The organism is Aphanizomenon sp. CS-733/32, from assembly GCF_028330045.1.
GTDB lineage: Bacteria > Cyanobacteriota > Cyanobacteriia > Cyanobacteriales > Nostocaceae > Dolichospermum > Dolichospermum gracile.
Genome location: NZ_JAQMSE010000223.1, coordinates 15,612 through 39,554, shown reverse-complemented (window position 1 = coordinate 39,554; position 23,943 = coordinate 15,612). Strand labels below are relative to the sequence as shown.

Genomic DNA, 23,943 nt, shown 5'->3' with positions numbered 1-23,943 from the left:
GTCCTTCATATTACATAAGTAGAAAACACATCTTGAGAAGTTTCTTGCCGTCTGACTAAAGTATAATTATTAAGGGTAGAATCATAGCTAATGATCGGAGGATTTGGGCGAATAAAAGGTGGTTTAAATACCACTGTGTATGCACCTAAATTATCAAAGACGGCATAATCACCAATGCCTATTGAACCTGAATAATCTGGATATAAACAATCATGTTCCATGCAAGTATATCCAACTAAATCAACTGAGCCATTTAGTTTTTTGTTGTCAAACTTTTGCTCACTACTATAAATTTTTAATGACAATTTCTTATCAGTTAAAGTTGGTTTAACATTATGAATACTGCCAACCACAAGAGCAATTTGGCGTGATTTTACTGTTTTAACTCCCACTACTTTACCGACAAAACTGAGAACATCTGCAACAAGAGCTACACCTGGTTCAATAATGAGTTCTGGTCCAGAATCATCAGGAAATCTACTGCTTAATTGTGGAGCAATTGCCTCTGCATATTCTTGATAACTGGGAATATAACAGTCAAATTGTCCTTTTAAATCATCATACATTCTGCCAAAAAAACCACCACCAAGATCAATAAATTGAGGTGGCTGATGCTGAAAATAATAATCGCTGAGTTCGATAATTTTCTGCGTGCGTAACTTATAGGATTCTACACTTCTTGTTGAGGTAGAAATGTGACAATGTAATCCCAACACCGAGCAATTATTTAATTCTTGGAAAATTTTAAAAACATCATCTAGTGCGCCTCCTTCCACATCAAATCCAAAGCGAGATATCGTGCCAACACCAACATCAAAATTACATCTTAAACCTACAGCAATTTTTTGTTCTGGTAATCTTCGTGCTAATGTTGCAACTATTTCTACTTCTTCCAAACAGTCCAAGTTAACAATAGAACCAGCGAAAATGGCATTTTCTAAATCCTCTGGAGACTTGAGGGGACCATTAAAAATAATTCTAGATGGGGAGACACCAATACGCAAAGCTAAATCATACTCCATTTGAGAAACAACTTCTGCATAGCCACCTAAAGAATCTACAGTTTGACACAACTTAGGAATGTAGTTAGTTTTATAAGAATAGCCTAAGTTTGTATGGGGATAAATAGAGCGAAAACCATGCAAAAACTCTTGATAATTACGTTTGAATTTATCCAAATTAAGCAGAAAGAAAGAATCACCAAATTCTTTCTCTAAATTGTGAAGTGTTGTCCAAGAAAGTTGCATTTTTAGTGATTTGATTGAGTATTGATGAAGAAAAAGTTCAAAAGCCCGCTGACATAACCGGGAAACTCTTAATCTATCTAGGGTTTCGGTTTATTTAGCAGCCCCTATTTAGCGAGATATTGCCATTAAATCAACTTGGAGATCATGGGATTTATTCGCAAAATTTGGTGCTGAAATCTGTTTGGCGAGATCAGCTATAGTGGGGGATTCAAATAAACTAATTAAGGGTAAATCCACATTAAATGCTGAGAGAACTTCCTTAATTAATCTGACTGCAACCAAGGAATTACCCCCTAGATGAAAGAAATTATCTTGAGTTCCCACTTGAGGTATCTGAAGGACTTTCTGCCAGATTTCCATGAGGGTTTGCTCAATATCATTTTTAGGTATTGTTGTATTTACACTATCTTCAGCCTGAACAACTAACAGGGGAGCAGGTAAAGCCTTGCGGTCAACTTTATGATTAGGAGTGAGGGGAAATTTCTCCAGAACAACAAAGTTAGAAGGAACCATATATTCAGGTAAGAGAGAGAGTAAATATGGTCGCATAGTTGCCGGAGATAGCTGAAGTCCCGGCTGTGGCAGTAGATAGGCGACAAGGCGCTGATCTCCGGGTATATCTTCACGAAGGATAATCACTGCTTCCCGAACTGCTTCATGACGGCTTAAAATTGTCTCAATTTCTCCCAATTCAATCCGGTGTCCCCGCACTTTTACCTGGAAATCCATCCGTCCCAAGAATTCCACATTACCATCTCTTTGGTAGCGAACTAGGTCGCCGGTCCGGTATAAACGGGCAGTGGCATCATTACTCAAGGGATTAGGTACAAACCTTTCCTGGGTTAACTTTGGTCTCTGCAAATAGCCCCGTGTCACCCCTTTACCGCCAATATATAGTTCACCAGGGACACCAACAGGCACAGGTTGCTGATTCTTGTCGAGAATGTATAACTCAGTGTTGGCAATAGGACGACCGAGGGGAACTATACCATCAACTTCAGCTAGAGTATGGGTTGTTGACCAGATGGTGGTTTCGGTCGGACCATACATATTGTGAATCTGTCCGGGAATAATTTGCTGAAGTTGATTTGCTAAGGCTTCAGTCAAGGCTTCACCACCAACCATCATTTGGCGAAGTTGCCCCATAGCCTCGTGATTCGCGGTTTCTGCCATCAATAAACCCGCCATAGAAGGGGTACATTGCAGGTGTGTGACTTGATGACGTTGGATGAGATCAGCTATAGATTCAATCTTGCCCTGTTCCCTGTTCCCTGTTCCCTGTTCCCTTTCTTGATAATTAGCCCGTGTCTTCAATTCATTCAGCAGGGGTAGTTGAGATAGCACCGTATCCGTATCTACCCCATAGTCAATCAGACAGGCAATTTCATTGACACCAATGGCTTTAATCCGATCAACCATCTGCAAACAGGTGTCCACAGTTCCAAACAGACCACTAGTTTCAAAGTACCGTTCAAAGGAGAAATCTAGGACTTCCGCCATATCTGGGTCAGATAGATGGGATACGGCAAACTGCCCTTTGTCGTTGGTGGTTTTCTGTTTAAAAGTGGGGAAAGACCAAGCTGCAAGCTTGATTAAATCGAGGGAACTAGCCAAGTATTGCCGCATGGGCTGACGGACAATTTCTTTGACAATATCATCACTTGCTCCCACAAAAGTATGTATCATCAGGCTGACAATTCCCGCGCCAGAATGTCCGTTTTCTGTATAAGCTTGCCGATAGATGGCAATTTTGGCGGCCAACTCGTCTAAACTTTGCCCCAGTAAGTGCGTCAAAATATTACAGCCTCTCGCACCTGCCATTTGGAAGGTTTCGGGGTTGCCGGCGGCTGTAATCCAGACGGGAAGGGTGGGTTGAATGGGACGAGGTAGGGTTTGCACCTCGATGATTTCGCCTTTACCGTTGGGATAGGGTAGGGTTTCTCCGCGCCAAAGTGCCTGTACCTCCTCGATTTGCTGGAACATGATTTCCTTGCGGTTCTCGAAGGTTTGGGGAGAGAGGATAAAGTCATTGGGTTGCCAACCGGCACCAAAGGATATTCCTACCCGACCGTGGGAAAAGTTATCTACTAAAGACCAATCTTCTGTGAGTCGCACGGTGTTATGGAGGGGGGAAACACAGCTACCTGCACGAATTTGGATGTTTTTGGTGGTTGTGGCGATCGCTGCACTGCTGACTACAGGATTGGGGAATAAGCCACCAAAGGCATGAAAATGACGTTCTGGTGTCCAAACTGCTTTAAAGCCGTTGGCATCGGCAAATTTAGCCCCCTCAAACAACAGCCGATACTTTTCCGCCGCATCTTGCCCTTGTTCATGGCTAGAAAAGTAAAAGATACTAAAATCGGTATGTTGTAATTGATTTACAGCTATGGGCTGTTGGGACTTAGACTGCTGCCGTTTTTGTTTGGGGTTATAGATAACTACTTTAAATCCCCTAGCCAATGTCCAGAACAGTTCCAAGACGGAAATATCAAAGGACAAACTTGTAACTGCTAACCATACTCCCGGTAGTTCATGGTCAATGACAGCATCCATACCGGTAAAGAAGTTAATGACGTTTCGATGTTCTACCATCACACCCTTGGGTTTTCCTGTAGAACCGGAGGTGTAAATTACATAACTCAGACTTTCAGGTTTAACTTCACTCTGGGGATTTGTGGTGGGTTGTTGAGTAATTTCTGCCCACAGCGTATCAATGGGGATAATCTTTAGATCTCCGACTTCTTGGAGAAGTCGGGGATCTGGAGCAAGTTTTGCCTGGGTTAAGATGACGATCGCTTGGGAATCTTCTACCATGAAAGCCAGACGATCTGCCGGGAAATCGGGATCAAGGGGAAGATATGCCCCACCGGCTTTGTGAATGGCCAATAAGCCGATCATCATTTCTAATGATCTTTCGATCTGAAGACCGACGATCACATCGGGACCAACTCCCTGTAGTTGCAGATAGTGGGCTAATTGATTGGCTTGGGTGTTTAATTCTCGGTAAGTTAATTCTCGGTCTTGAAAGACGACAGCTACAGCATCAGGAGTCCGCTCTACTTGTTTTGCAAATAAATCATGAATACATTTATCTGTGGGCAAGGGTTCGCCTGTTTCGTTCCAATCCACCAAAATTCGCTGTTGTTGGGCAATAGAAAGCAGTGGTAATTGATGCAGAGATTGTTGCGGATCTTCAAGACAAGCGGTGATTAAACTCTGAAGTTGTTGAACAATGGCTTTAGAGTCAGTGTTATTGAGTGACCCAGTATGTACTAATTCCGGTAAAGTTCCATCTTCATAGGCCACGAAAGCCATGGACGCTCCCAGGGAGTGCCAATCTAGTTGATCAGGGGACGCAACCAGAGCGATCGCTACCGGCAAAAAATTATCATCACCACCGCCATTCCCATCACCATGCAATTGTGGATAACGTCTCAACAGCGTATGTCTAAAGCTACCCAGACGAGCGGTATCATCTAGGGCTATTTCAAATCGCCGTTGAAAATCATGGAAAGACTCATTCACCTGAGTTTGCACGGGAATCGGAACTCGTTGAGCAAATATTTCGGGCGCAATACTGCGCTGGGCATCGGTTTGTAGTCCTAGATCAAATTCCGTTTCGGTTGTCAGTCGCGCACAGTAAGCGGCAAACATAGACAACAGAGATTTCGCTGTCACCTGGGCTGTTAAGGACAAAATAGAATAGCGGTGCATGGAGATATCTGGTTTTTGACCAGATGTTGCCAATGGTAAATAGGGATGCCGAAAAGCTGCAAGCTGCATCAACCGTTTTGCCCAAGCTGGTTCATGACGACATAAGACAGCATTCCGTTCAGTAATTGCCTTGCGGATCTTGGTGTTAATTATCGGTAGGATATCACTGACGCGGACACCATAATCTGCTTGCAACTGTGCTAGGGAAATATCCTTGCCGGTTAATGTGCTGAACCCACTTAACTGCACAGCCCCATCTATGGTGGCGACACACATCCCTTGGTCATCCAGCTTTAGCACTTGCCCAGGAGTACCATAGTCAGATGCAATTGAACGGGCAGATCCCACAACAATCACCCCGCCTGGTAGCCAAGTTTTGGGTAGACCCAATTCATTACGAGTTGGACCAAAATCTAATGCTTTGACCAGATTACAGATATCCTTGCTACTAACATCGTAGGAGATCACAGAGGCGGCTTCTGGGCGATCGCTAGGGCTAAAATAACTTCGTTGCGATAGGTCTTGAGGATAGGGTTTGGCAACATCAATTACTAGTTCTTCTACCAGTTCTCCGAAGGAATTAACTGCTGCATCAAAGCATCGCAGATTAAGATTAAATACTGTATCATCCGCCAAAATCGGCACGGATGTTTGTTTAAATATCCGCCCAGCATCAATTTCAGCCGAGACTTCATGCCAAGTAACAGCATATTCAGTTTCACCGTTCAGCAAAGCCCAAGTAGTGGCATACAAGCCAGCATATTTGGGTAAGGGCGCATCGTGGTAGTTAATAGTGGCTTTTTTTGCTCCTGCGATCACGTCCTCTGGAATGATCCATTGAATATTATTAATACTGAAAAGATAATCGTACCCAAAACCCAGGAGTGTTTTGTGAAAAATGGTTCGAGAAGCAGTGTGGGTAATCTTATGTTCCTCGGACCACTTTTGTAATGAATTATCTGTGGAATACACTCCCAACACTTGGCAATTTTTCCGCAACAGGATTTCCAAGCAGTTCAATGTCAAAACACCATTGCCCACAACAAAACAGGAAAAGCTGGACATAATTCATTTATCCTCGTGAATTTGCACAAATTTTCTGGGTATGAATTAGGGATTGAGGATATATCAGAAATCACCTGAGTTCGGTGTTAGGAGTTCGGAGACGCTACGCGAACGGAGTTATGATTTTTTCAAGGAGAGAATAAGGGTTTGAGACTCATACTTGGGGCAGTTTTCCAAGAATTCTCTGATGTCGAACTCAGGTGAAATCATACATTCTCATCCCAGGATGTATGGACGAATCTGATCCGCAATTTTTTGACTGGTACGATCAGCAGTAACTAATTCAATTTGTTCTGGACTAGATGCCCCCAAACCCAATGCCACCGCTGTGCGAATCTGTTCTAATTGCCAAATAGATCCTTGCGTCACCTCATTTGTTGTTCCCAGCGATCGCAACATTGCCAAACCAATGACATCAATAGCTATGGGATCTGTACTTGCCAGCATGACGTTTGCCGCCACTTTCTTGCCAGCATCTGGTCCCCCTGACACAAAGGCTTCCACACCATCTATTAACACCAAACTAGGCCGATAAACTGCATTAATTTCTGCGATCATTTGCTGCATATACGGTGAACTATGCAGGTCACCCATATAGTTAAATGGATCACCCGGAACATACTTAGCTACCATACCCACAGTATTTTTCAATGACAGTGTATAGCGCGCTCCTTGATGAGTTTTCAGACAACAGGTATTAATCACTGCACCTGCTTGGAGAATTGGTCGCGCAAAAGCGAAACCTTGTTGCCAGTGAGTTCCCGATGGGGAAAAGTATTGCCATTGTTCAGTAGACATTTCATCAAAAACAATTACTTCCACCCCATAGCGATCTGCAAGTTGAAATACTCCCTTTAGCTGCATAGCGGCGCGGGTTTGAGCCATTCCTGAGCGATCGCCTATGGTAATTTGCCCTACTCCAGCTTTTTGCAGTTTTTCCACCAAAGTTGCTAACAATTTTGTATCTGTTGATGCTGGAGATGGATCGGCAGTATTATAGTTAGGCTTCAGAAAAATGGTTTTTCCCTCCATCCCCCCCGGCTGCAACAAATCAAGTATTCGTTGAGTTCCCGATACCCGATCTTCAGTGTGAACCAATGCAACTTTGCTGATCCCAGTAGGTTTGGGTAATGGTAATACGTTCATTGCCTGAAGGTTCTTGGCATTAGCAGCATCCAGAATATATCTAGATGTTCTCAGGGTATGAAGAAGGGATGCGGGGGAAACACCCAGGGTTTTAAGACTGTGAAGAATAGGAGGAACAATTGCTGCTCCCGCAAAAAGTCCAGCTACTCGGAGAATATTTCGCCTTGTGTGCTTGGGGTGAGAAGATTTAGTCCGCATAACACAACTTAATTAAGGGAATGTGTTTATATAGGGTTTGCTGAATAAGTTGCCTGTGAAGGCAGGGAACTCTTAACTGGGAACAGGAAGAGAGTTTTGGGCGATTTTACTTTTCTTCACATACCTTTAAATTTTTCGGTTCACCTACTTATATAAGAGTTGATAACAGAAATATCAATCTTTTTCAAATACGTACTAAGTCGCTGGGTACTGCAAATTTTGGGGTTTCTCCTGGGGAATAAACAGCCCTGTCTTCTGTATCACTGAGAATAATTGATCCTGCCCCAATGATATTTTCTTTGCCAATGTTGATGTAATTTCTGATCGTAGTATTCAAACCAAGGAAAGTATATTCTCCTATATTTGATCCACCACCAAGAGCAACATTAGAAGTCAGGAAACAATGATCATTAATTACACAGTGGTGCGCGATAGAATTTACGCCCAAAAGTAGACAGTTGTTACCAATAGAAGCAAAAGGTTGAATAACATTATTTTCCATGATAAAGCAGTTTTCTCCCACTGATTTACCATAATAAAATGCCCCAGAACTAATATAGGAGATAAAGCTATATCCTCTGTTTTTGGCATTTAAATATTTTTCTGCCCGTAATTTATTCACTTGTTGGTAACTAATGGCAATAAATAATTTATATTCATCAGGTGAATAATAATTTTCTAGTCTTTCATAAGGGACAACTGGTAAATTATAAAAACTCTCTGTTTCTAGATGGGCTTGATCAACAGTAAAGCCAACCACCTCATGTTCAGAATCACAATTGAGATAAAAGTGAGCTATTTCTGCAATTTCACTGGTTCCGAAAATAACCACTTTAGCCATAATTTATTCCCCAATCATATCTTGTTTTTGCCGATAGTTATAGATGCTTGAATCTCCCATAAATTCTTCCATTGTTGCATGATTATCTTGACTGATTCCTTGTTTTTTAATGACTGTACCAACAGTGAGGAAAATTATTTGTAAGTCTAGCAATAAACTCCAATTGTTGATATAGAAAATATCTAGGTTAAATTTTTCTTCCCAACTCAGAGAATTTCGACCGCGAACTTGAGCTAAACCTGTAATCCCTGGTTTGACTTCTTGCCGTCTGGCTTGTTCTGGGGTATAACGGTCAAGATATTTAACTAACAATGGACGTGGACCGACAAAACTCATCTCTCCTGTAGCAATATTCCACAGTTGGGGAAGTTCATCCAAACTAGTTTTTCGGAGAAATTGACCGAAAGATGTCAGACGTTTTTCATCAGGTAATAAGTTACCTTTTTCATCTTTCTCATTAGTCATAGTGCGGAATTTATAAAAGTTGAAAATTCGCGCATCTTTACCCGGACGAGGTTGGATAAATAAAATTGGCTGCCCCATCCGTAAATAAATAGCGATCGCAATTACTAGCATTAAGGGAGAAAGAATAATTAAGGCGATAATTGCCATAATTTTATCTAATCCAGACTTAATTAATCTGCTAATTAGATGATGTCTCTGAAAGTTTTCAGTCATCATGAATAAACCTTTGATTTAAAGTAATTAAAATCGCTCAAAACCTAAACCTAATTCATGAGAACTTTTCAGGCAAATTCAATCCAGAGATGTTACTTAATCTCGGCATATCGGTTCTATAGCTTGCTAATTATTAGCAATGATAAACAGATTTATTGAAGTAATCTAGTCAGGTTGGCACTGCTTCTTGGCCAGTAATATCAGTCTTGAACTAAAAACTGAATTATCAACAAAATCCCCGGTTATCATTAGTTCGACAATCAGTTAATGCCTAATTCTTGATAGTATTTCGTCAGTCTTTCAAATACAAAATCTTCATTATATTCGGTTGTTACTCTTCTCCGTCCTTGATTACCATAGGCTTGCCGCAATTCGGGATTAGATAACATAATTGCCAATGCCTCGGCTAATCTATCACTATCTTGAGAAGGCACAATTAAACCTGTTTTTTCCTGTAATACTGCTTCTCGACATCCCCGAATATCTGTAGTCACAACTGGTAAACCCATTGCCATCGCTTCTAAAATAGATCGGGGTAATCCTTCATGAGTAAAAGTAGGTAAAGTAAAGACATCTAAAAGACCTAAAACTTCTGGTATATCTTGGCGGTCACCTGTGAGTGTAACGTGGTTCTCAATTCCCAGATTGCTAATTTTTGCCATTAGTTCTGTTTGGAAAGGTTCAGGATCGGAACTAAGTTGACCACCAATTATCAGAATATGTAAATTAGGAAATTTATCCACTAATTTAGCGGTAGCTTCTATCAGATATCCACTACCTTTTTTGCGAGTTAAACGCCCAATTGTGCCAACAATTAAATTGGCGGTTTCTGGAATACCTAAAGATTGCCGTAATTCACTCTGATGAATGGGATTGAGTCGCCCACGGTGGAAACGATCAATATCTACACCGTTACCTAAATAAGCCAGTTTTTTAGGTGGACAAAGACCGAGTTTTTTAGCAGTGCTAATATCTTCATAATTTTGGCTAAGAATTAAATCAGTGATTAAAGCAGTCAGCTTTTCAACTAGAAAGTAAAAGTAATACTGGGTAGGAGTTGATAAATCATGAAAGGGCAGCCCATGGCAAGTGTAAACAATGCGTTTAACCCCGGCAATTCTAGCGGCGACTCGTCCTAAAACAGCAGCAATTGGTGTATGGACATGGACGAGATCATATTGATTTTGCTGAATGATTTTTGTCAAGTGATAAATACTTTTTAAGCTGGAAAATAACGATATCTTGCGATCAATATTTACGGGATGTATTTGGTATCCATTTGCTTGTAACTCTTCTACTTCCTTTCCTGGAGAACAGGCTATGCCAACCTCAAATTTTTGTGACAACAAATATTTTATCTGAGGTAGTAAAAGTATCTTTGCTGTACCACCAATTGCACAAATATGCAAGATCTTCATATTTTTATCTGTGGTCTTTGCTATTCTTAGAATTAAGAGAACAGGGGGATTTTTTTAAACTTGGTAATATGAGCGATACCATTTCACAAATCGCTCGGTTCCCACCTCAATTGAGGTATTCGGTTTAAAACCCACATCTGTTACTAAGGCATCAACATCGGCATAGGTTACTGGCACATCACCAGCTTGCATGGGAAGCAAATTTTTCTCTGCTTTCATTCCCAAACAATTTTCTAAGGTTTCGATAAAGTGGATTAATTCAATCGGCTGATTATTACCGATATTGTAATTTTTGTACGGGGCATAACTTGTGGCGGGATCTGGGGCATTTCCTGACCAATGAGGATTTGATTGAGCTACATTATCAAGAACACGAATTACGCCTTCTACAATGTCATCAATATAAGTAAAATCCCGCTTCATTTTCCCGTAATTAAAAACATCAATTGGTTGTCCTGCTAAAATTGCTTTGGTGAATAGAAACAATGCCATATCAGGACGACCCCAAGGACCATAAACTGTAAAGAATCGCAATCCTGAAGCTGGTAAGCCATACAAACTACTGTAGGTATGTGCCATTAATTCGTTAGCTTTTTTGGTAGCTGCGTACAAACTCACGGGATGATCTACATTGTCGTGAAGGGAGAAGGGAATCTTTGTATTTGCACCGTAAACTGAACTGGAAGAAGCAAATACTAAATGTTGGACGTTGGTATGGCGGCAACCTTCGAGAATATTCACAAATCCCACTAAATTACTATCTACATAGGCATGGGGATTTTTTAAGGAATAACGGACTCCGGCTTGGGCTGCTAAATTGACGACTTTATCAAAACTAGATTGAGCAAATAATTTGGGGATGCCTTCTCTATCTGCTAAATCTAATAAATGAAAGCTAAAATTGGGGTTTGGTAAAAGTTGCTCTAATCTGTCTTTTTTTAAGGTAACATCGTAGTAATCGTTAAGGTTATCTAAACCTACAACTTGATCACCTCTTTCTAGTAAGCGTTGACTGAGGTGAAAACCAATAAAACCAGCCGCACCTGTAACTAAAATTTTTGCCATAATTTCACCTTTTATAAACTCCAATAATTAATATTTGTCGGTATATCCCCAGGTTCAAATATGGATTTGATATCCATGAAGATTCCCCCTGGACGAATATGAGCAAATAGTCTCTCTGCTGACATTTCTAAATATTCCTGATGGGGAACTGCTAAAATTAGGGCATCAAGATATGTAAGTTCTTTCCAGTCAGATAATTGAATCCCATATTCATGGACTGCATGACTATTTTCGGCTAAAGAGTCATGGACTAGGGGGTCAATCCCAAATTGTCGCAATTCATGAATGATATCGGGAATGCGACTATTTCTTAAATCTGGGACATTTTCTTTAAAGGTAAGTCCCAAAATCCCCACTCGCGCCTTTTTGATTGTCACATTGGCTTCTACCAACAGTTTCACCAACCGACTCCCCAAGAATTGACCCATGTTATCATTAATCCGTCTACCGGCGAGAATCACCTGGGGATAATAGCCAACTTGTTGGGCTTTGGCTGTGAGATAGTAAGGGTCTACACCGATACAGTGACCGCCCACAAGTCCCGGTGTAAATGGTAAAAAGTTCCACTTTGTCCCCGCAGCAGCTAAGACATCACGGGTGCGAATATTCAGGCGATCGCAAATTATTGCTAGTTCATTCATCAAAGCAATGTTAAGATCCCGTTGGGTATTTTCAATCACTTTGGCGGCTTCAGCTACTTTAATTGATTGAGCGCGGTAAACACCAGCATCAACAACAGCACCGTAAACATTAGCAATTTGTTCCAATGTTTCCGGGTCTTCACCTGCGACTACTTTAACAATTTTTTCCAAAGTATGAGTTTTATCACCTGGGTTAATTCGTTCGGGTGAATAACCTAGTTTGAAATCAACGGCCTGTTGTAAATCAGATACCCGCGCTAGAACAGCACCACACACTTCTTCTGTGACTCCTGGATAAACAGTAGATTCATAAACGACGACATCACCTTTTTTGAGGACTTTACCGATGGTTTCTGAGGCTTTAATTAATGGAGTCAAATCAGGAACACGGTTATTGTCAATTGGCGTAGGGACGGCGACAATAAAGAAGTTGCAATCAGCTAAATCAATTAGCTCACAAGTAATTTTTAAAGATGTATTTTTGAGTTCTTCACTGGTAACTTCACCTGTGAAATCTAGTCCTTGATTTAAGGCGGCAATTTTTTCTTGATTAATATCAAACCCAACTGTATTGGGAAATTTTTTGGCCATTGCTAAAGCCACAGGTAAACCAACGTAGCCAAGACCAATGACTGCGATCTGATTCATGTTTCTATTTCCTTCAGGGAATTTGAAAAATTTTTGCTTGTTTAATAGGTGTAAATATTGATGATTTATTCCTAATTTCCGGCTGAGTTTTCAGCTAACCAAGCTTGGAACATGAGTATAACCCAGAGATGATGTTGCCAATTGCGATCGCCATTTTGGTGTTCATCCCACTTTTGCCGAATTGGTTGAGGATGAAAATACCCTTCTCTTCGCAATCGAGACTCATCCAGTAAATCTTCTGCATAATCTCGTAGGGGTCCACGCAACCATGCACCAATCGGAATACCAAAACCCATTTTTGGCCGCTCAATTAATTCCTTGGGTACGTACTTATATAAAACCTGTCGTAACAACCATTTACCTTGATTACCACGTATTTTCATGGATAGGGGGATTTGCCAAGCAAATTCCACAACCCGATGATCTAAAAAAGGTATGCGACCTTCAAGACTCACACCCATAGTGGCACGATCTACTTTGACTAAGATATCACCTGGCAAGTAGCTAATTAAATCCAAGTACATCATGCGTTCTGTGAAATTCGGTAAACTTGCCCACAAATTGCCATCACTAAAAACTGTGCTGAGTTGGGAACTATCAATCACAACTTTCTCTGGTTCTTGCAAATGGGATACCAAATCCGCATACATAATATCGGGATGGGAAACCGCTAAAATGCTGGCTAACTTATGTAATTTATCGCCAAAGTTCAATTTTGCTGGCAATATGGTATTTATCGGCTCAAAACCTCGATTCCAAGTCTGGGCAGAAACACCCTCTAAAGCTTTGGCTGTAGAATGACGAACTGTTTGCGGTATCCAGCCGATCTTCTGCCAGATACTACTTGCCAAAAAATAGCGCTTATATCCAGCAAATAATTCATCACCCCCATCACCAGAAAGACTGACGGTAACATGATTTCTGGCCAGTTGAGATATTAAGAATGTGGGAACTTGGGAAGGATCGGAAAATGGCTCGTCATATAAACTTGGTAGTTTGGGAATTACTGCCATAGCTTCATCTGAGGTGACATAAAGTGACCTATGGTCTGTACCTAAATGCTGTGCCACAGACTTAGCATATTCAGCTTCGTTATAGTCTTGTTCGTGAAAACCGATGCTGAAAGTTTTCACAGGTTGCTGACTTTGAGACTGCATCAAAGCCACAATTGTCGAAGAGTCTATCCCACCGGATAGAAAAGCACCTAAAGGAACATCTGCCAGCATTCGCATTCTTATGGCATCCTTTAGTAGCTCCTCTAAATGTACTATAGCTTCATTTTCTGACCCTGTGAAGGGATAAGCAACACCTGATTCTGCGGCAATTTTGGCAGACCAATAGGGTACTGGCTGGGGGTGAATTGTTGTTCCATTCCAACTTAGAAGAGTTGCGGGTGGTAATTTATAGATGCCTTGATAGATGGAATAAGGTGCAGGAATATAAGAAAACCGGAGGAGTAAAGCCAAGGCATCACGGTTGATTTCAGGTTGAAAATCAGGATGGACTTTAAAAGCTTTTAATTCTGAGGCAAATATAAAAGTATGACCGCACCAACCATAATATAGTGGCTTTTCACCGATGCGATCGCGTCCCAAATGTAAAACCCGTTCTTGAGAATCCCATACAGCAAAAGCAAACATTCCATTAAAACGCTTGGTTGCTTCTAAAACTCCCCATTCACAGATGGCTGATAACATTACCTCTGTGTCGGAATGACCGCAAAAGCTATATCCAAGACTTTGTAACTGCTTTCTTAATTCGGGAAAATTATAAACTTCACCATTGAAAACAATTACATACCGACCATTGCTAGATATCATCGGTTGATGTCCTTGCGGTGAAAGGTCTACTATAGATAGTCGCCGATGTCCTAAAGCAATACCGACCTCTCCATCAACCCAACTGCCACCATCATCTGGACCACGATGAATTAATGACTTTGACATTTGCTGCACAATTACTGGTAGATAATCTGTGCTAATTTGTCGAGATATATCCCAAAAACCAGTGATTCCACACATAAATATTGTTTTAGTTAATGCTTTTTACTTCTTTTTGTGCATTCAGCCAATCTTGCGTACTTTTTCGTACATAATTGTAGAAAGCAATTTGCCTTTCCCGAAGTATTTCATTTGTGTATTCTTTGGCTTTCTCTAGGTTACGGGCTGACATTCGAGCCATGCGTTCTGGGTTAGTCACAACTTCCCGAATTTTGGCGGACAAAGCAGCAACATCACCAGGTGGCACTATATCCTCTGGTGCTAGTAGTTCAGGAATGCCCGCTACTGTAGAACCAATACATGGTAATGCCCGTGCCATTGCCTCGATCATTGCTCTGGGTAAACCTTCTTGATAAGATGCGAGGATAAACAAATCCGCCTGATCCAATTCATCCCGCACAGCTTTTCCTGCGGATAACTGACCCCGAAAATCTACATAATCTCCTACATTTAATTTCACTGCTCGCATTGCCAATTCTTCTCGATGCTTACCATCTCCAACAACAACTAATTTCAGTTTCAGTCCCTGCTGTACACAATTGGCGACAGCATCAATTAAGACATCTGGTGCTTTATAAAGTTGTGCTAATGTCCCGACAAAGATGATAGTGAAAATCTGACTTTCCTGTTTAGGTAAGCGGGGAACGGATACAAAAGCCTCATGAGATAACTCTATACTTGAGTAATGCGTGGAAAAAGCATCTTTTCCTGGTGGATACCGCTTTTGGAGAGCAAACTCGGTGACATAGGCTGCACCACAAGCCCTAGCACATTGTCGCCGCAATATCTGAGGACATCGCCAGCGGAAATACGGACGCAAAGGGTGTTTAATAGAACCGGGCGCAAAGACATCATAGGGATCACCAACCACTTCTAGACCGTAGGGATGATTCGTAGCCCGTAGTTTAGGTTCAATACAGGAAGCAATGGTCGAACTTACCCTCAAAATTACCGCATCTTCTATATTTACAGCTTGTTGGGCGGCACGTTTTACCATGATCGATCGCCATAAATACTGCATCGGTCCAATGTAATAGGGAATAGCAGCAAAAGAAATGCGATTCCTACGGAGCGCTTCGCTATCGCCATTGGCCTCTTTCCAATCAGACGGTACTGACGGGACATCCTGAACACGGGCAACCACCCGCACATGATCAAAAACCTCTAGATACCTCTGCCAAAATGAATGTGGAAACTGAGTATGTGTCCAGACAATCCCATCTGGTGTCCGATTAAAACGATGTTCAAGTGCAACGACAACTTTCATAAGAATATGTGGTAAGTAGAAAAGCACAAAGCGAGCTAGAAGTGTCAATTCTTAATTCATACAAGAATTACGTAAAAACATTTTCTCGTAAATCGCCGCAATCACCTGAGCATGAAACTGTTGAGAGCGGCTTTTTCCGTTTTCAGAGAATTTCAGCTTTAATTCCGAATCTGTTATTAGCAGTCTAATAACAGCTTCTGCTATAGCTTCCACATTGGCCGGAGGTACAAGAATACCATTGACACCATTTTCAATAATTTCCCCTGGACCATAGGGACAATCTGTCGCAATCACGGGAGTGCCACAGGCCATAGCTTCTACAATCACATTTCCAAAACCTTCATAGAGAGATGACAGCACAAAAATATCTGCCGCTGCCATATATTTATATGGGTTACTTTGAAAGCCTAGTAATCGGACACAATCATTTAATCCTAGTTGCTGAATTTGTTTTTCTAGCATCCCGCGCTGTTTCCCTTCCCCAATAATCCACAAATGTACTGGGATGACTTGCCGCACCTGTGCTAAAGCATCAATCAAATAGGGAAAACCTTTTTGATCAGTCAGTCGTCCACAGGCGACAATTAGCGGCACATTTGCGGGTAACTCCTCCTGATGGATAGACTCTTTTGCACCACTCAAGACCCTACTATCCCAGCCAGCGTTATAAATTACATCTAATTGATTGCTAATATGAGGACACAGGGTCATTAAATCCTCTGCTACACCTTGAGAAAGGGCAATTATCTGATCAGCTTGTGGATAAAGTCTGGGAATTAGTGATAACGTCAGCAAGTTAGTGATATGCCAATAGGGTTGATGCTCAACAGTGGGAGGATTCTGAACACAGAGAATAACTTTTGGACGAGTCGGCAGATCACTAGCAGCTAAAAGGGCGACGACATTGGCGTGATCCATAATTGAGCAGAGAATATTAGGCTTTTCAGCTTGGATAAGTTGGCGAAGTGGAGCTATTGAGCGAATGTTGCGGATGACGCTGGAGTTAGTTTTTCCTGTATTTAAAAAATGCAATTTAACATACTTAGGTAAGTCAGATTCATAAGAACCACCAGACCGGGATAAAGCTAGAGAAAAACGAAACTTTTGAGAATCAAGGTGATTGATGATTCGTAATAAATGCATCTCTGCACCACCACCACCAAGGGTGGGAACAAAGAATAGTATATGTATTCGATGATCAAATTTACTTTGTGATTGGTTCATGTTTTTATCTACTTTCTGCTCGAAATGACAACAGTCCAAATGCACGGAGAAGTATTACAGATGAAGTGAGGGAAATCATCCCACGGATTATTCCCGGACCCGATGGTTCGATTAGATAGAGGGTGATTACATAGGGAACTATCATTGAAGTTTGAGTGGCATAATTGCGGAAAGTCCAAACTAGCCATTTATGGAAAAGGCCAAATGCAAAGAAAACTATAAATACACCAGGAACACCAAAATTCCAATAGGCTTCAAGAGTAGGTTCAATGGGAATACCTATATCTAAATCAAAAAATGTATTGCCAACAACACCATCTACCAATCCAGGCTTGCCTGGCCAAAGTCCCCGGGGAATCAGGATTGTTAGGGCGGCTAAATAAGAGCTACCATAGAGAAAATCAACCTGATTAGGTACTAAAGCTAAAATGGGAATTTCACCGCTGCCATCTCCACTTCGTGATCCTAATTCATCTGTTGCCAAGCCGAAAATCGCCTCTGTTGAAGAGGGTTGATTTAATTTATCCCAGTTGATTTCTCCACTCCAGGTACTGTTTCTGAAATCTCCTAATATACCTAGTAGAAACAATCCGATTACAGCAAAAGTTAGGACTTGAGTGAAGGCAACTTTGCGATCGCGGATCATCGCCACCATCAACCCAAAAATGATGAAATAAATAATACTTGAACGAGAGCCTCCACTTAAAAAATTAATCACAAGTGAACTGACTGAATATATCCAGAATAGTCCTTGCAGATGAGCTTGAGGATCTTTTGCTAACCATATCAAGCAGGCAATAGCACCAAATTGAATCAAGAGTTGCCAGTAGAATTGACCCGCTAGTGTTGCCCGTCGTCCTTGTCCCCAAGAGAGGATGTGTGCAGCAATTCCACCTTGAATTTGCATATAAGCTGCACAGGCTACGATAGAGAAAATTACTACACACAAAACTTTCAGTTTTAGATGACGAGGTGGCAAAAAGGTTAATTGTAAATTACCAAATCTCAGAGAGAAGAAGAAACCACAATAGTAACTAACTAGACCAACTATACTAAGAAATATGTTATCAGCGAATAAGAAAGTTAAACTTTCGCTATTCCAATTCGGTAGAGCTATATGTGCTTCAAGTCCATTTATATAAATAGGAGTCTTACGTATTTCATGGATCAGAGTTAGAACAATATTGAATATTAAAGGATGAAACCATCCATAGGAAGGTTGATAAAAAATAATAGGTATGAGTAGAAGTAAAAAATTTACTACCAATCCTAAATTGACCCATTGTAAGGCAACTGTAGACTTTGGATTCAAATATACTTGAATAACTACAAAGAGTAAATAAATAACAATGATGGCAATTACTAAAATTCGGTGAGTCCAGTGCATAGGAACAAAGGGTGATTCATTATTGTATCTATGACTGTCAGGTTTTAATTTTGTTAGTTGGGAATTATTCATTTTTCTCACTCATTTATTTTCTGCTCAGGACAAAGCTGTTTGTAAGTTTCAATGAGTTTATCTACACCCATATCCCAATCAAATGCCTTTGCTCCTGTCCTAGCTGCAATTGCCATAGCATGGCGCTCTTCCTCATTGACAACCAGAAAACGTATTGCCATTGCCAGACTGAGTGCATCTCCAGCAGGTACGAGTTTACCAGAAACTTCATTTTCCACAACGGTTGGGATTCCACCCACATTAGAAGCAATGATAGGAAGACCAGCAGCCATTGCTTCTATAAGAACAGTAGCAAAAGCTTCGTAATAACTGGCTAAGATAAATATATCTGCACTCTGGTATTCTCCAGGAATATGAGTGGGTGATACTGCACCGGCAAACTCAACCCGGTTACTAACACCAAGCCGTTCTGCCATATCTCGTAAAAACAACTCATAATCAGGAGATCCACTACCAATAATGCGAAGACTAACTGGAAGATCGAGCAGATGGGAAATTGCCTCAAGGCAAATTTCAATTCCTTTCAAGGGAATTAAACGAGCAATTGTGAGTAAGGTAATTGGTTTTAGGTGAGAGATAGATTCAATGACTCCTTGTTGACAATTCGCAGATTTACGGGCTGCGGCAATTGCTTCAAAAGGTTGCAATTTAGTAAAATTTGCCAGGAGTAATATCTTATTATTAGAAACGGAAAAATGCTGCCCAAGGCGTTTTTGATAAAGTGGTGTAGTCGCCCAAATGCAATCATAAACTGAGAATAAAAACCTTTGGAGTAACTCCAGTACAAAGGTATATAACTGTTGAGGTAGATTATTCGCAGAAATGTTAATCATTCTATCTTGATTAATTATATCCCAAACCAAGTCTGAACTATACTTTACAATTGATGGAATTCGATGAAACCGAGCAATAATACCAGCCATTATCGTTAAATTGAAACTCATAGTTTGCATATGTAAAACAGTTGGCTTAAACTCGCCAATAATACGATTTATCTCATAATAAATTCGGGCATTACGCACTATTTTATCTAGCCAACTCCGACGTGAAGTTTCATCAATAAAGCTTATGGGTATTCCATCAATTATTCCACTAGAATTTGGATCACCATAAGTAATAATATGTACATCAATATTTCTAGATATCAAGTTACGTGCAATATGTTGGGTTTGCGCTGATGGACCGCCTATTTTAGGGGGATATACACCAGAAACTAATAATATCTTCATTTTCATCATGCCTCCTAATTTATCTTGTTTATAAATTCTTTAGTTACGTTTGAGTAAAGTTAGCAATCTCAGCGGTAGGAATAAAGCCTTAGTTGTCAGTATCGCGTTTTCTCTAGTTTTTTTCCAAAAAAGAAAGCAGAAATAGTTAGCAAGCGAAGCAGATACCAGAGTTGCAATTGCTGCTCCAATTCCTTGGTAAAGAGGTATAAGTAATAGATTGAGCATAATATTTACCGCTAATCCTATTAGTTTTGCGTATAAATTCAAATGTTGCAGTCCCTCTGTCACTATCCAATTGCTCATCACTTCTCCTTGAAATGTAAATAGAGAAGTAAATATATAAATAGAAAGAATAGGACTAGCTAGTTGATAATTATCTCCATACAGTAGCTTTATTAAAAAGCCTGACAAGGGAACTATTAAAATTATAATAGCATAGGCGAGAAGACTAGTGAAATCATAAATTTTCTGTAGCTTCTTTCTGTATGTAGATTTGCTAAGGCTTTGAGCCTTAATCATACTTGGATATAATGAAGAACTAATTATAAGGGGTAAAAAAGACAAAGATTCGCAGAGAATCACTGCGCTAGAATAAATTCCAATTGAACTATGACCAACCATACTTCCTAACATCACCTGATCAAGTGAGGCATAAATTAAAATAGCAGTGGTTGATAGAAATTGAGGATATGCCTCTCGGATCAAATCTTTTATTGATTGAAAATCAGTTCTCCAATTTCTAATATTTTGATGATCTAGTTGATAATAAAATATTAATCCAGTCGCATAAATCATTGTTTCTAAACTAATAATACTAGCGAATAGGAACAGAGGTGCTTTAAATACAATAAGGAAGATTTTCATGATCGTTATGATCACAAAAGCTAAATTACTAGCTAACACTTGAAATCTGGATTTAACTTGAGATTCAAACCAGTTTTCAATTGGCTGGAAGGAATTAAATATAAATTTAATAGCTACAATTGCAACTAGTAGATGGATATAAGAAGACTGGGGATATATTATCTTAATAAACGTTATTGACAATGTGGCTGCCAGGATTCCACCAATAATTTGAACAAGAAAAGCTGTGCCTAATATCTTATCCTTAGACACTGGTTTTTGGACTAAATCTCTGGTTACAATTTTGCCCATTTGTGAAGTGGATAGTGGCAAAAAGAAACTGGAAAAAGCCAAAGCATATTGAAGTGTACCAAACTTGTCAGGTCCGAGATAACGTGCTACTAATGTTCCCATGCAAAGACTTATAAATAATCTGAAAACTTTTCCCACGAAAAGCCAACCTGTATTACCGATAATTTGACGATTTTCTGGATGAAAATCTTTGACAATTTTTCTGAATGTGAGCAAGTAATTCCACACTAATATTTTTTTCATTTTCATTATCTGCTTTACTCATTTTTGATAATTTTTTATAAATTATGTGATTCACAAAGAATTATGCTTGCGACTACGAAAGTTCCAAGATGTTTGATAACCATCTACACAGGCTATCCATTTATTTTCATCAATTTTATGAGGATCTATATTATGCATTCCTATTTTATTCCATCCCCTGCCGCTTCCTTTAATAATTGAATCTTTGCTAATTTGTTTCTCTTCGTAATTTTTAGTTGTTAGATCGGTTATTTCAAATGCTCGAACTTGATTACCATATAAATGTTCATCATCTTGAGTATATCTAACGATTTTGCCATCTGATACTATGACTCTACCTCCTGGTCTGGCAATATTTTTGTTGCCCTTGATGACCGGACTTTTAGGATGTTCAATCCAAGTTTCTAAAAGATCATTTGCATAGTATAAATATAAAACATCGCTACTTTTTACTGAAGTCAAAAGCCACCAATAATCCTCAAAGTAAAAAACAGAAGCATCAGAATATTTATCACCAGACATTAAATCTTTAACAAAAGTCCATTTCGTAGGAAAATCCACTGCTTTATAGAGGCGAATAGAATTGACTTCATTGCTTTCTGGAATCAGATAATACTCATGGTTCCACTTAAAAACGTATGGATAAGATAAGTGAAAATATTCATCAATTACAATTTGTTGATAGGTCCAATTAAAACCATTAATGCTAGTTGCCAGGGCGATATCACCCTTGTGATCATCAGCATTCATAACTTCAAAAAACATATACCAAATCCCATTTTCATTAATCATAAATGGGTCTGCGACGAATTCGGCTGGAACATCTTTTACATCTTGAGCAGTCAAAACTGGGTTTTTTATATTTTCAGGAGCAACAAAATTTACAAGAGATGTGCCTACATAAATTCCAATTGACCAATTTTCTTGCTTTTTGACAAATTGTTTGATAAGTTTTTTGGCAAAATTCATATCTACTAATCTCCGAATATTTAATGCAGTTTCTAATTCTAAGAAGTTGTTTCAGGAGGTAGGGTCGCACTGCGCCCATTCAGGAGTATGGCTAACTACTTAGATAAATCACAGGAAACCATCGAAAATTTCTCATTGTTGTTACCACTCAAGGGAATATTCTTTTTCCGACTGCATCCATCCTTGCCAACTTCCAAGTTGTACACACCTTCTGGTAGATAAACTACTGCCACCTCTGCGGGAACAATCACCTCTAGAACCCTATTTCCGTTCTGCGTCACCTTCATTGGCGTACCAGCTTTACCTACTGCTACCTGCAAGCGGCTGATTTTTTGCCGTGCTAATGCCAGGCGCAAAAATGCTTGTCCTGCTTGACCCCCTTCCATCCGCATGACGTTTTTGCCCCGTTGTAATATCCGATTCCCCAAGTTTTCTGCTGCTTCTAGAATTTCCTTATCCCCACTGGCTTCATAGGCTGCCACAAGGATGTCGAGAAAGATAGTCTGCTGTTGATCTAAGCCATACCTATTGACCATCTTTCCTTGCTCAATATATTCCGGCACAAATCCATCCTTTCCCATATTCAGCAAGTTATCCCACGCTTGCCTGAACCGTTGAATGTACTTAGGGTCTTTGGTGGTACGATAGGCTTGAACCAGGATGTAGAGAGTATTGTATTTACCGTCACCATAAAGCTGATTGACAGCGGGCTTCCCATCGGGATTAAGTTTGCGGATAAAGTGACCCCACTGCTTGACCCACGCCTTGTCATACCATAGATTCGTTACTGCCATGGCCCTATCTAGATATTTCTTTTCCCCCGTCAGTTGGTGGAGATCGAACAGTTGCCGTACGTAGTATAGGGTGTCCGTATCGCTAGACCTTTCCTCTGAACGCAAGAAGGCTTGAGTAGGGGTGAATTGTTCTTCTAGTAAAGCTAGATGCTGGTTCATTCGGTTCTGCCAGACAAACTCTAACTTCTGATTTGCCCATTTTATAAACTTAGGATTGCCAGTTTTTTGGGACAAATAGGCTAACCCATTAGCTACCGCACCGTAATCCTGTGTCAGCGTCAATTTACTCTTGGGCTGACCATCTTTCACCTCTACCCAGCCCCACATTCCAGGGTTATTTCCGTCAAAGTGCTTGATGGTTGCCTCAGCTAATGCTACACACTTTTTCAGTAGATTCAAGTCGTCAGGAAACCACTGGCAAATTTCGACTCCTTTGCTGATCAAAGCCACAGGTTGCTTATTCCCCGTACTCATGTTCGAGAACGGATCTAGGGAGTCATAGGAGAAGGGAATTAGCCCTGTATGAGGATTGCGAGTAGAAAAGAAAGACTCAGCAAATGAACCCATCATGGCATCGGCAGGCTGATAATCTAGTGACTTAAGTGCGATCGGTAAGTAATTGTCTAAGTGACCTCGCAGAAGATGCTTACCTGTTTTAGCAATCTCACTCCAGTATCTATCCATGATGTCAAAGCCAGCTATGAGAAACTTGTCCCCGGCAATATAGTAAGCCTCTTCTTTGCTGCCTGCAAGTTTGATATGAGTTAGGTCTAGATCATATCCTTCTAAACTTTTTGGGTAATACCACAACATCATCACAGTAGCTAACAATAAAGTCACAATAAATTTTTGGGAACTTTGCTTCATCTTCAATTGCCCTGGATAGGTATAATTCTTTCTGGTCTTTGACTATATCCTTGAACTTTGTGGTGTTTATAT

The 23,943-nt window shown here is 40.3% G+C and carries 16 protein-coding genes; all 16 read right to left on the bottom strand.

Annotated features, from left to right (window positions below):
* Positions 1-5 precede the first annotated feature (5 nt).
* The 16 genes from PN471_RS18875 to PN471_RS18800 all read right to left on the bottom strand — a co-directional run bounded on the left by PN471_RS18875 (position 6) and on the right by PN471_RS18800 (position 23,871).
* The gene (locus tag PN471_RS18875) at positions 6-1,247 is read right to left on the bottom strand and encodes a hypothetical protein (RefSeq protein WP_271778143.1); all 1,242 of its coding nucleotides are present in this window, start codon (positions 1,245-1,247) and stop codon (positions 6-8) included.
* Between the two features lie 108 nt (positions 1,248-1,355).
* A complete protein-coding gene (locus PN471_RS18870; RefSeq protein ID WP_271778142.1) occupies positions 1,356-6,029 on the bottom strand; it encodes a MupA/Atu3671 family FMN-dependent luciferase-like monooxygenase in 4,674 nt (1,557 codons plus the stop codon).
* A gap of 216 nt (positions 6,030-6,245) precedes the next feature.
* Positions 6,246-7,373, bottom strand: a complete 1,128-nt coding sequence (locus tag PN471_RS18865) for a DUF362 domain-containing protein (protein ID WP_271778141.1) — start codon at positions 7,371-7,373, stop codon at positions 6,246-6,248.
* Between the two features lie 184 nt (positions 7,374-7,557).
* A complete protein-coding gene (locus tag PN471_RS18860) occupies positions 7,558-8,214 on the bottom strand; it encodes an acetyltransferase (RefSeq protein WP_193891460.1) in 657 nt (218 codons plus the stop codon).
* Between the two features lie 3 nt (positions 8,215-8,217).
* Entirely contained in the window at positions 8,218-8,895 is a 678-nt protein-coding gene (locus PN471_RS18855; protein WP_271778140.1) for a sugar transferase, read from the bottom strand.
* 257 nt (positions 8,896-9,152) lie between these two features.
* Positions 9,153-10,310 carry a glycosyltransferase family 4 protein gene (locus tag PN471_RS18850; RefSeq protein ID WP_271778139.1) on the bottom strand — a complete coding sequence of 386 codons (1,158 nt, stop codon included), beginning with the start codon at positions 10,308-10,310 and terminating at the stop codon, positions 9,153-9,155.
* A gap of 54 nt (positions 10,311-10,364) precedes the next feature.
* A complete protein-coding gene (locus PN471_RS18845; protein WP_271778138.1) occupies positions 10,365-11,375 on the bottom strand; it encodes an NAD-dependent epimerase in 1,011 nt (336 codons plus the stop codon).
* An 11-nt stretch (positions 11,376-11,386) separates the two neighbouring features.
* Positions 11,387-12,664 (bottom strand): nucleotide sugar dehydrogenase, encoded by a 1,278-nt coding sequence (locus PN471_RS18840; protein WP_271778137.1) that lies wholly within the window; start codon positions 12,662-12,664, stop codon positions 11,387-11,389.
* Between the two features lie 71 nt (positions 12,665-12,735).
* On the bottom strand, positions 12,736-14,685 hold the full coding sequence (asnB, locus tag PN471_RS18835; RefSeq protein WP_271778136.1) for an asparagine synthase (glutamine-hydrolyzing): 1,950 nt from the start codon (positions 14,683-14,685) through the stop codon (positions 12,736-12,738).
* A 10-nt stretch (positions 14,686-14,695) separates the two neighbouring features.
* The gene (locus PN471_RS18830; protein ID WP_271778135.1) at positions 14,696-15,931 is read right to left on the bottom strand and encodes a glycosyltransferase family 4 protein; all 1,236 of its coding nucleotides are present in this window, start codon (positions 15,929-15,931) and stop codon (positions 14,696-14,698) included.
* 51 nt (positions 15,932-15,982) lie between these two features.
* A complete protein-coding gene (locus tag PN471_RS18825) occupies positions 15,983-17,155 on the bottom strand; it encodes a glycosyltransferase (RefSeq protein WP_271778134.1) in 1,173 nt (390 codons plus the stop codon).
* A 4-nt stretch (positions 17,156-17,159) separates the two neighbouring features.
* Complete coding sequence (locus tag PN471_RS18820; protein WP_271778133.1) at positions 17,160-18,614, bottom strand: hypothetical protein; 1,455 nt, start codon at positions 18,612-18,614, stop codon at positions 17,160-17,162.
* A gap of 5 nt (positions 18,615-18,619) precedes the next feature.
* Entirely contained in the window at positions 18,620-19,843 is a 1,224-nt protein-coding gene (locus PN471_RS18815) for a glycosyltransferase family 4 protein (RefSeq protein ID WP_271778132.1), read from the bottom strand.
* A gap of 39 nt (positions 19,844-19,882) precedes the next feature.
* Positions 19,883-21,241, bottom strand: coding sequence for a flippase (locus PN471_RS18810; RefSeq protein ID WP_271778131.1), 1,359 nt, complete (start codon positions 21,239-21,241; stop codon positions 19,883-19,885).
* Positions 21,242-21,292: 51 nt separating this feature from the next.
* On the bottom strand, positions 21,293-22,210 hold the full coding sequence (locus PN471_RS18805; RefSeq protein ID WP_271778130.1) for a glucosamine inositolphosphorylceramide transferase family protein: 918 nt from the start codon (positions 22,208-22,210) through the stop codon (positions 21,293-21,295).
* Between the two features lie 95 nt (positions 22,211-22,305).
* Positions 22,306-23,871: a hypothetical protein gene (locus tag PN471_RS18800; protein WP_271778129.1), complete on the bottom strand. Its 1,566-nt coding sequence runs from the start codon at positions 23,869-23,871 to the stop codon at positions 22,306-22,308.
* Positions 23,872-23,943: the final 72 nt, after the last annotated feature.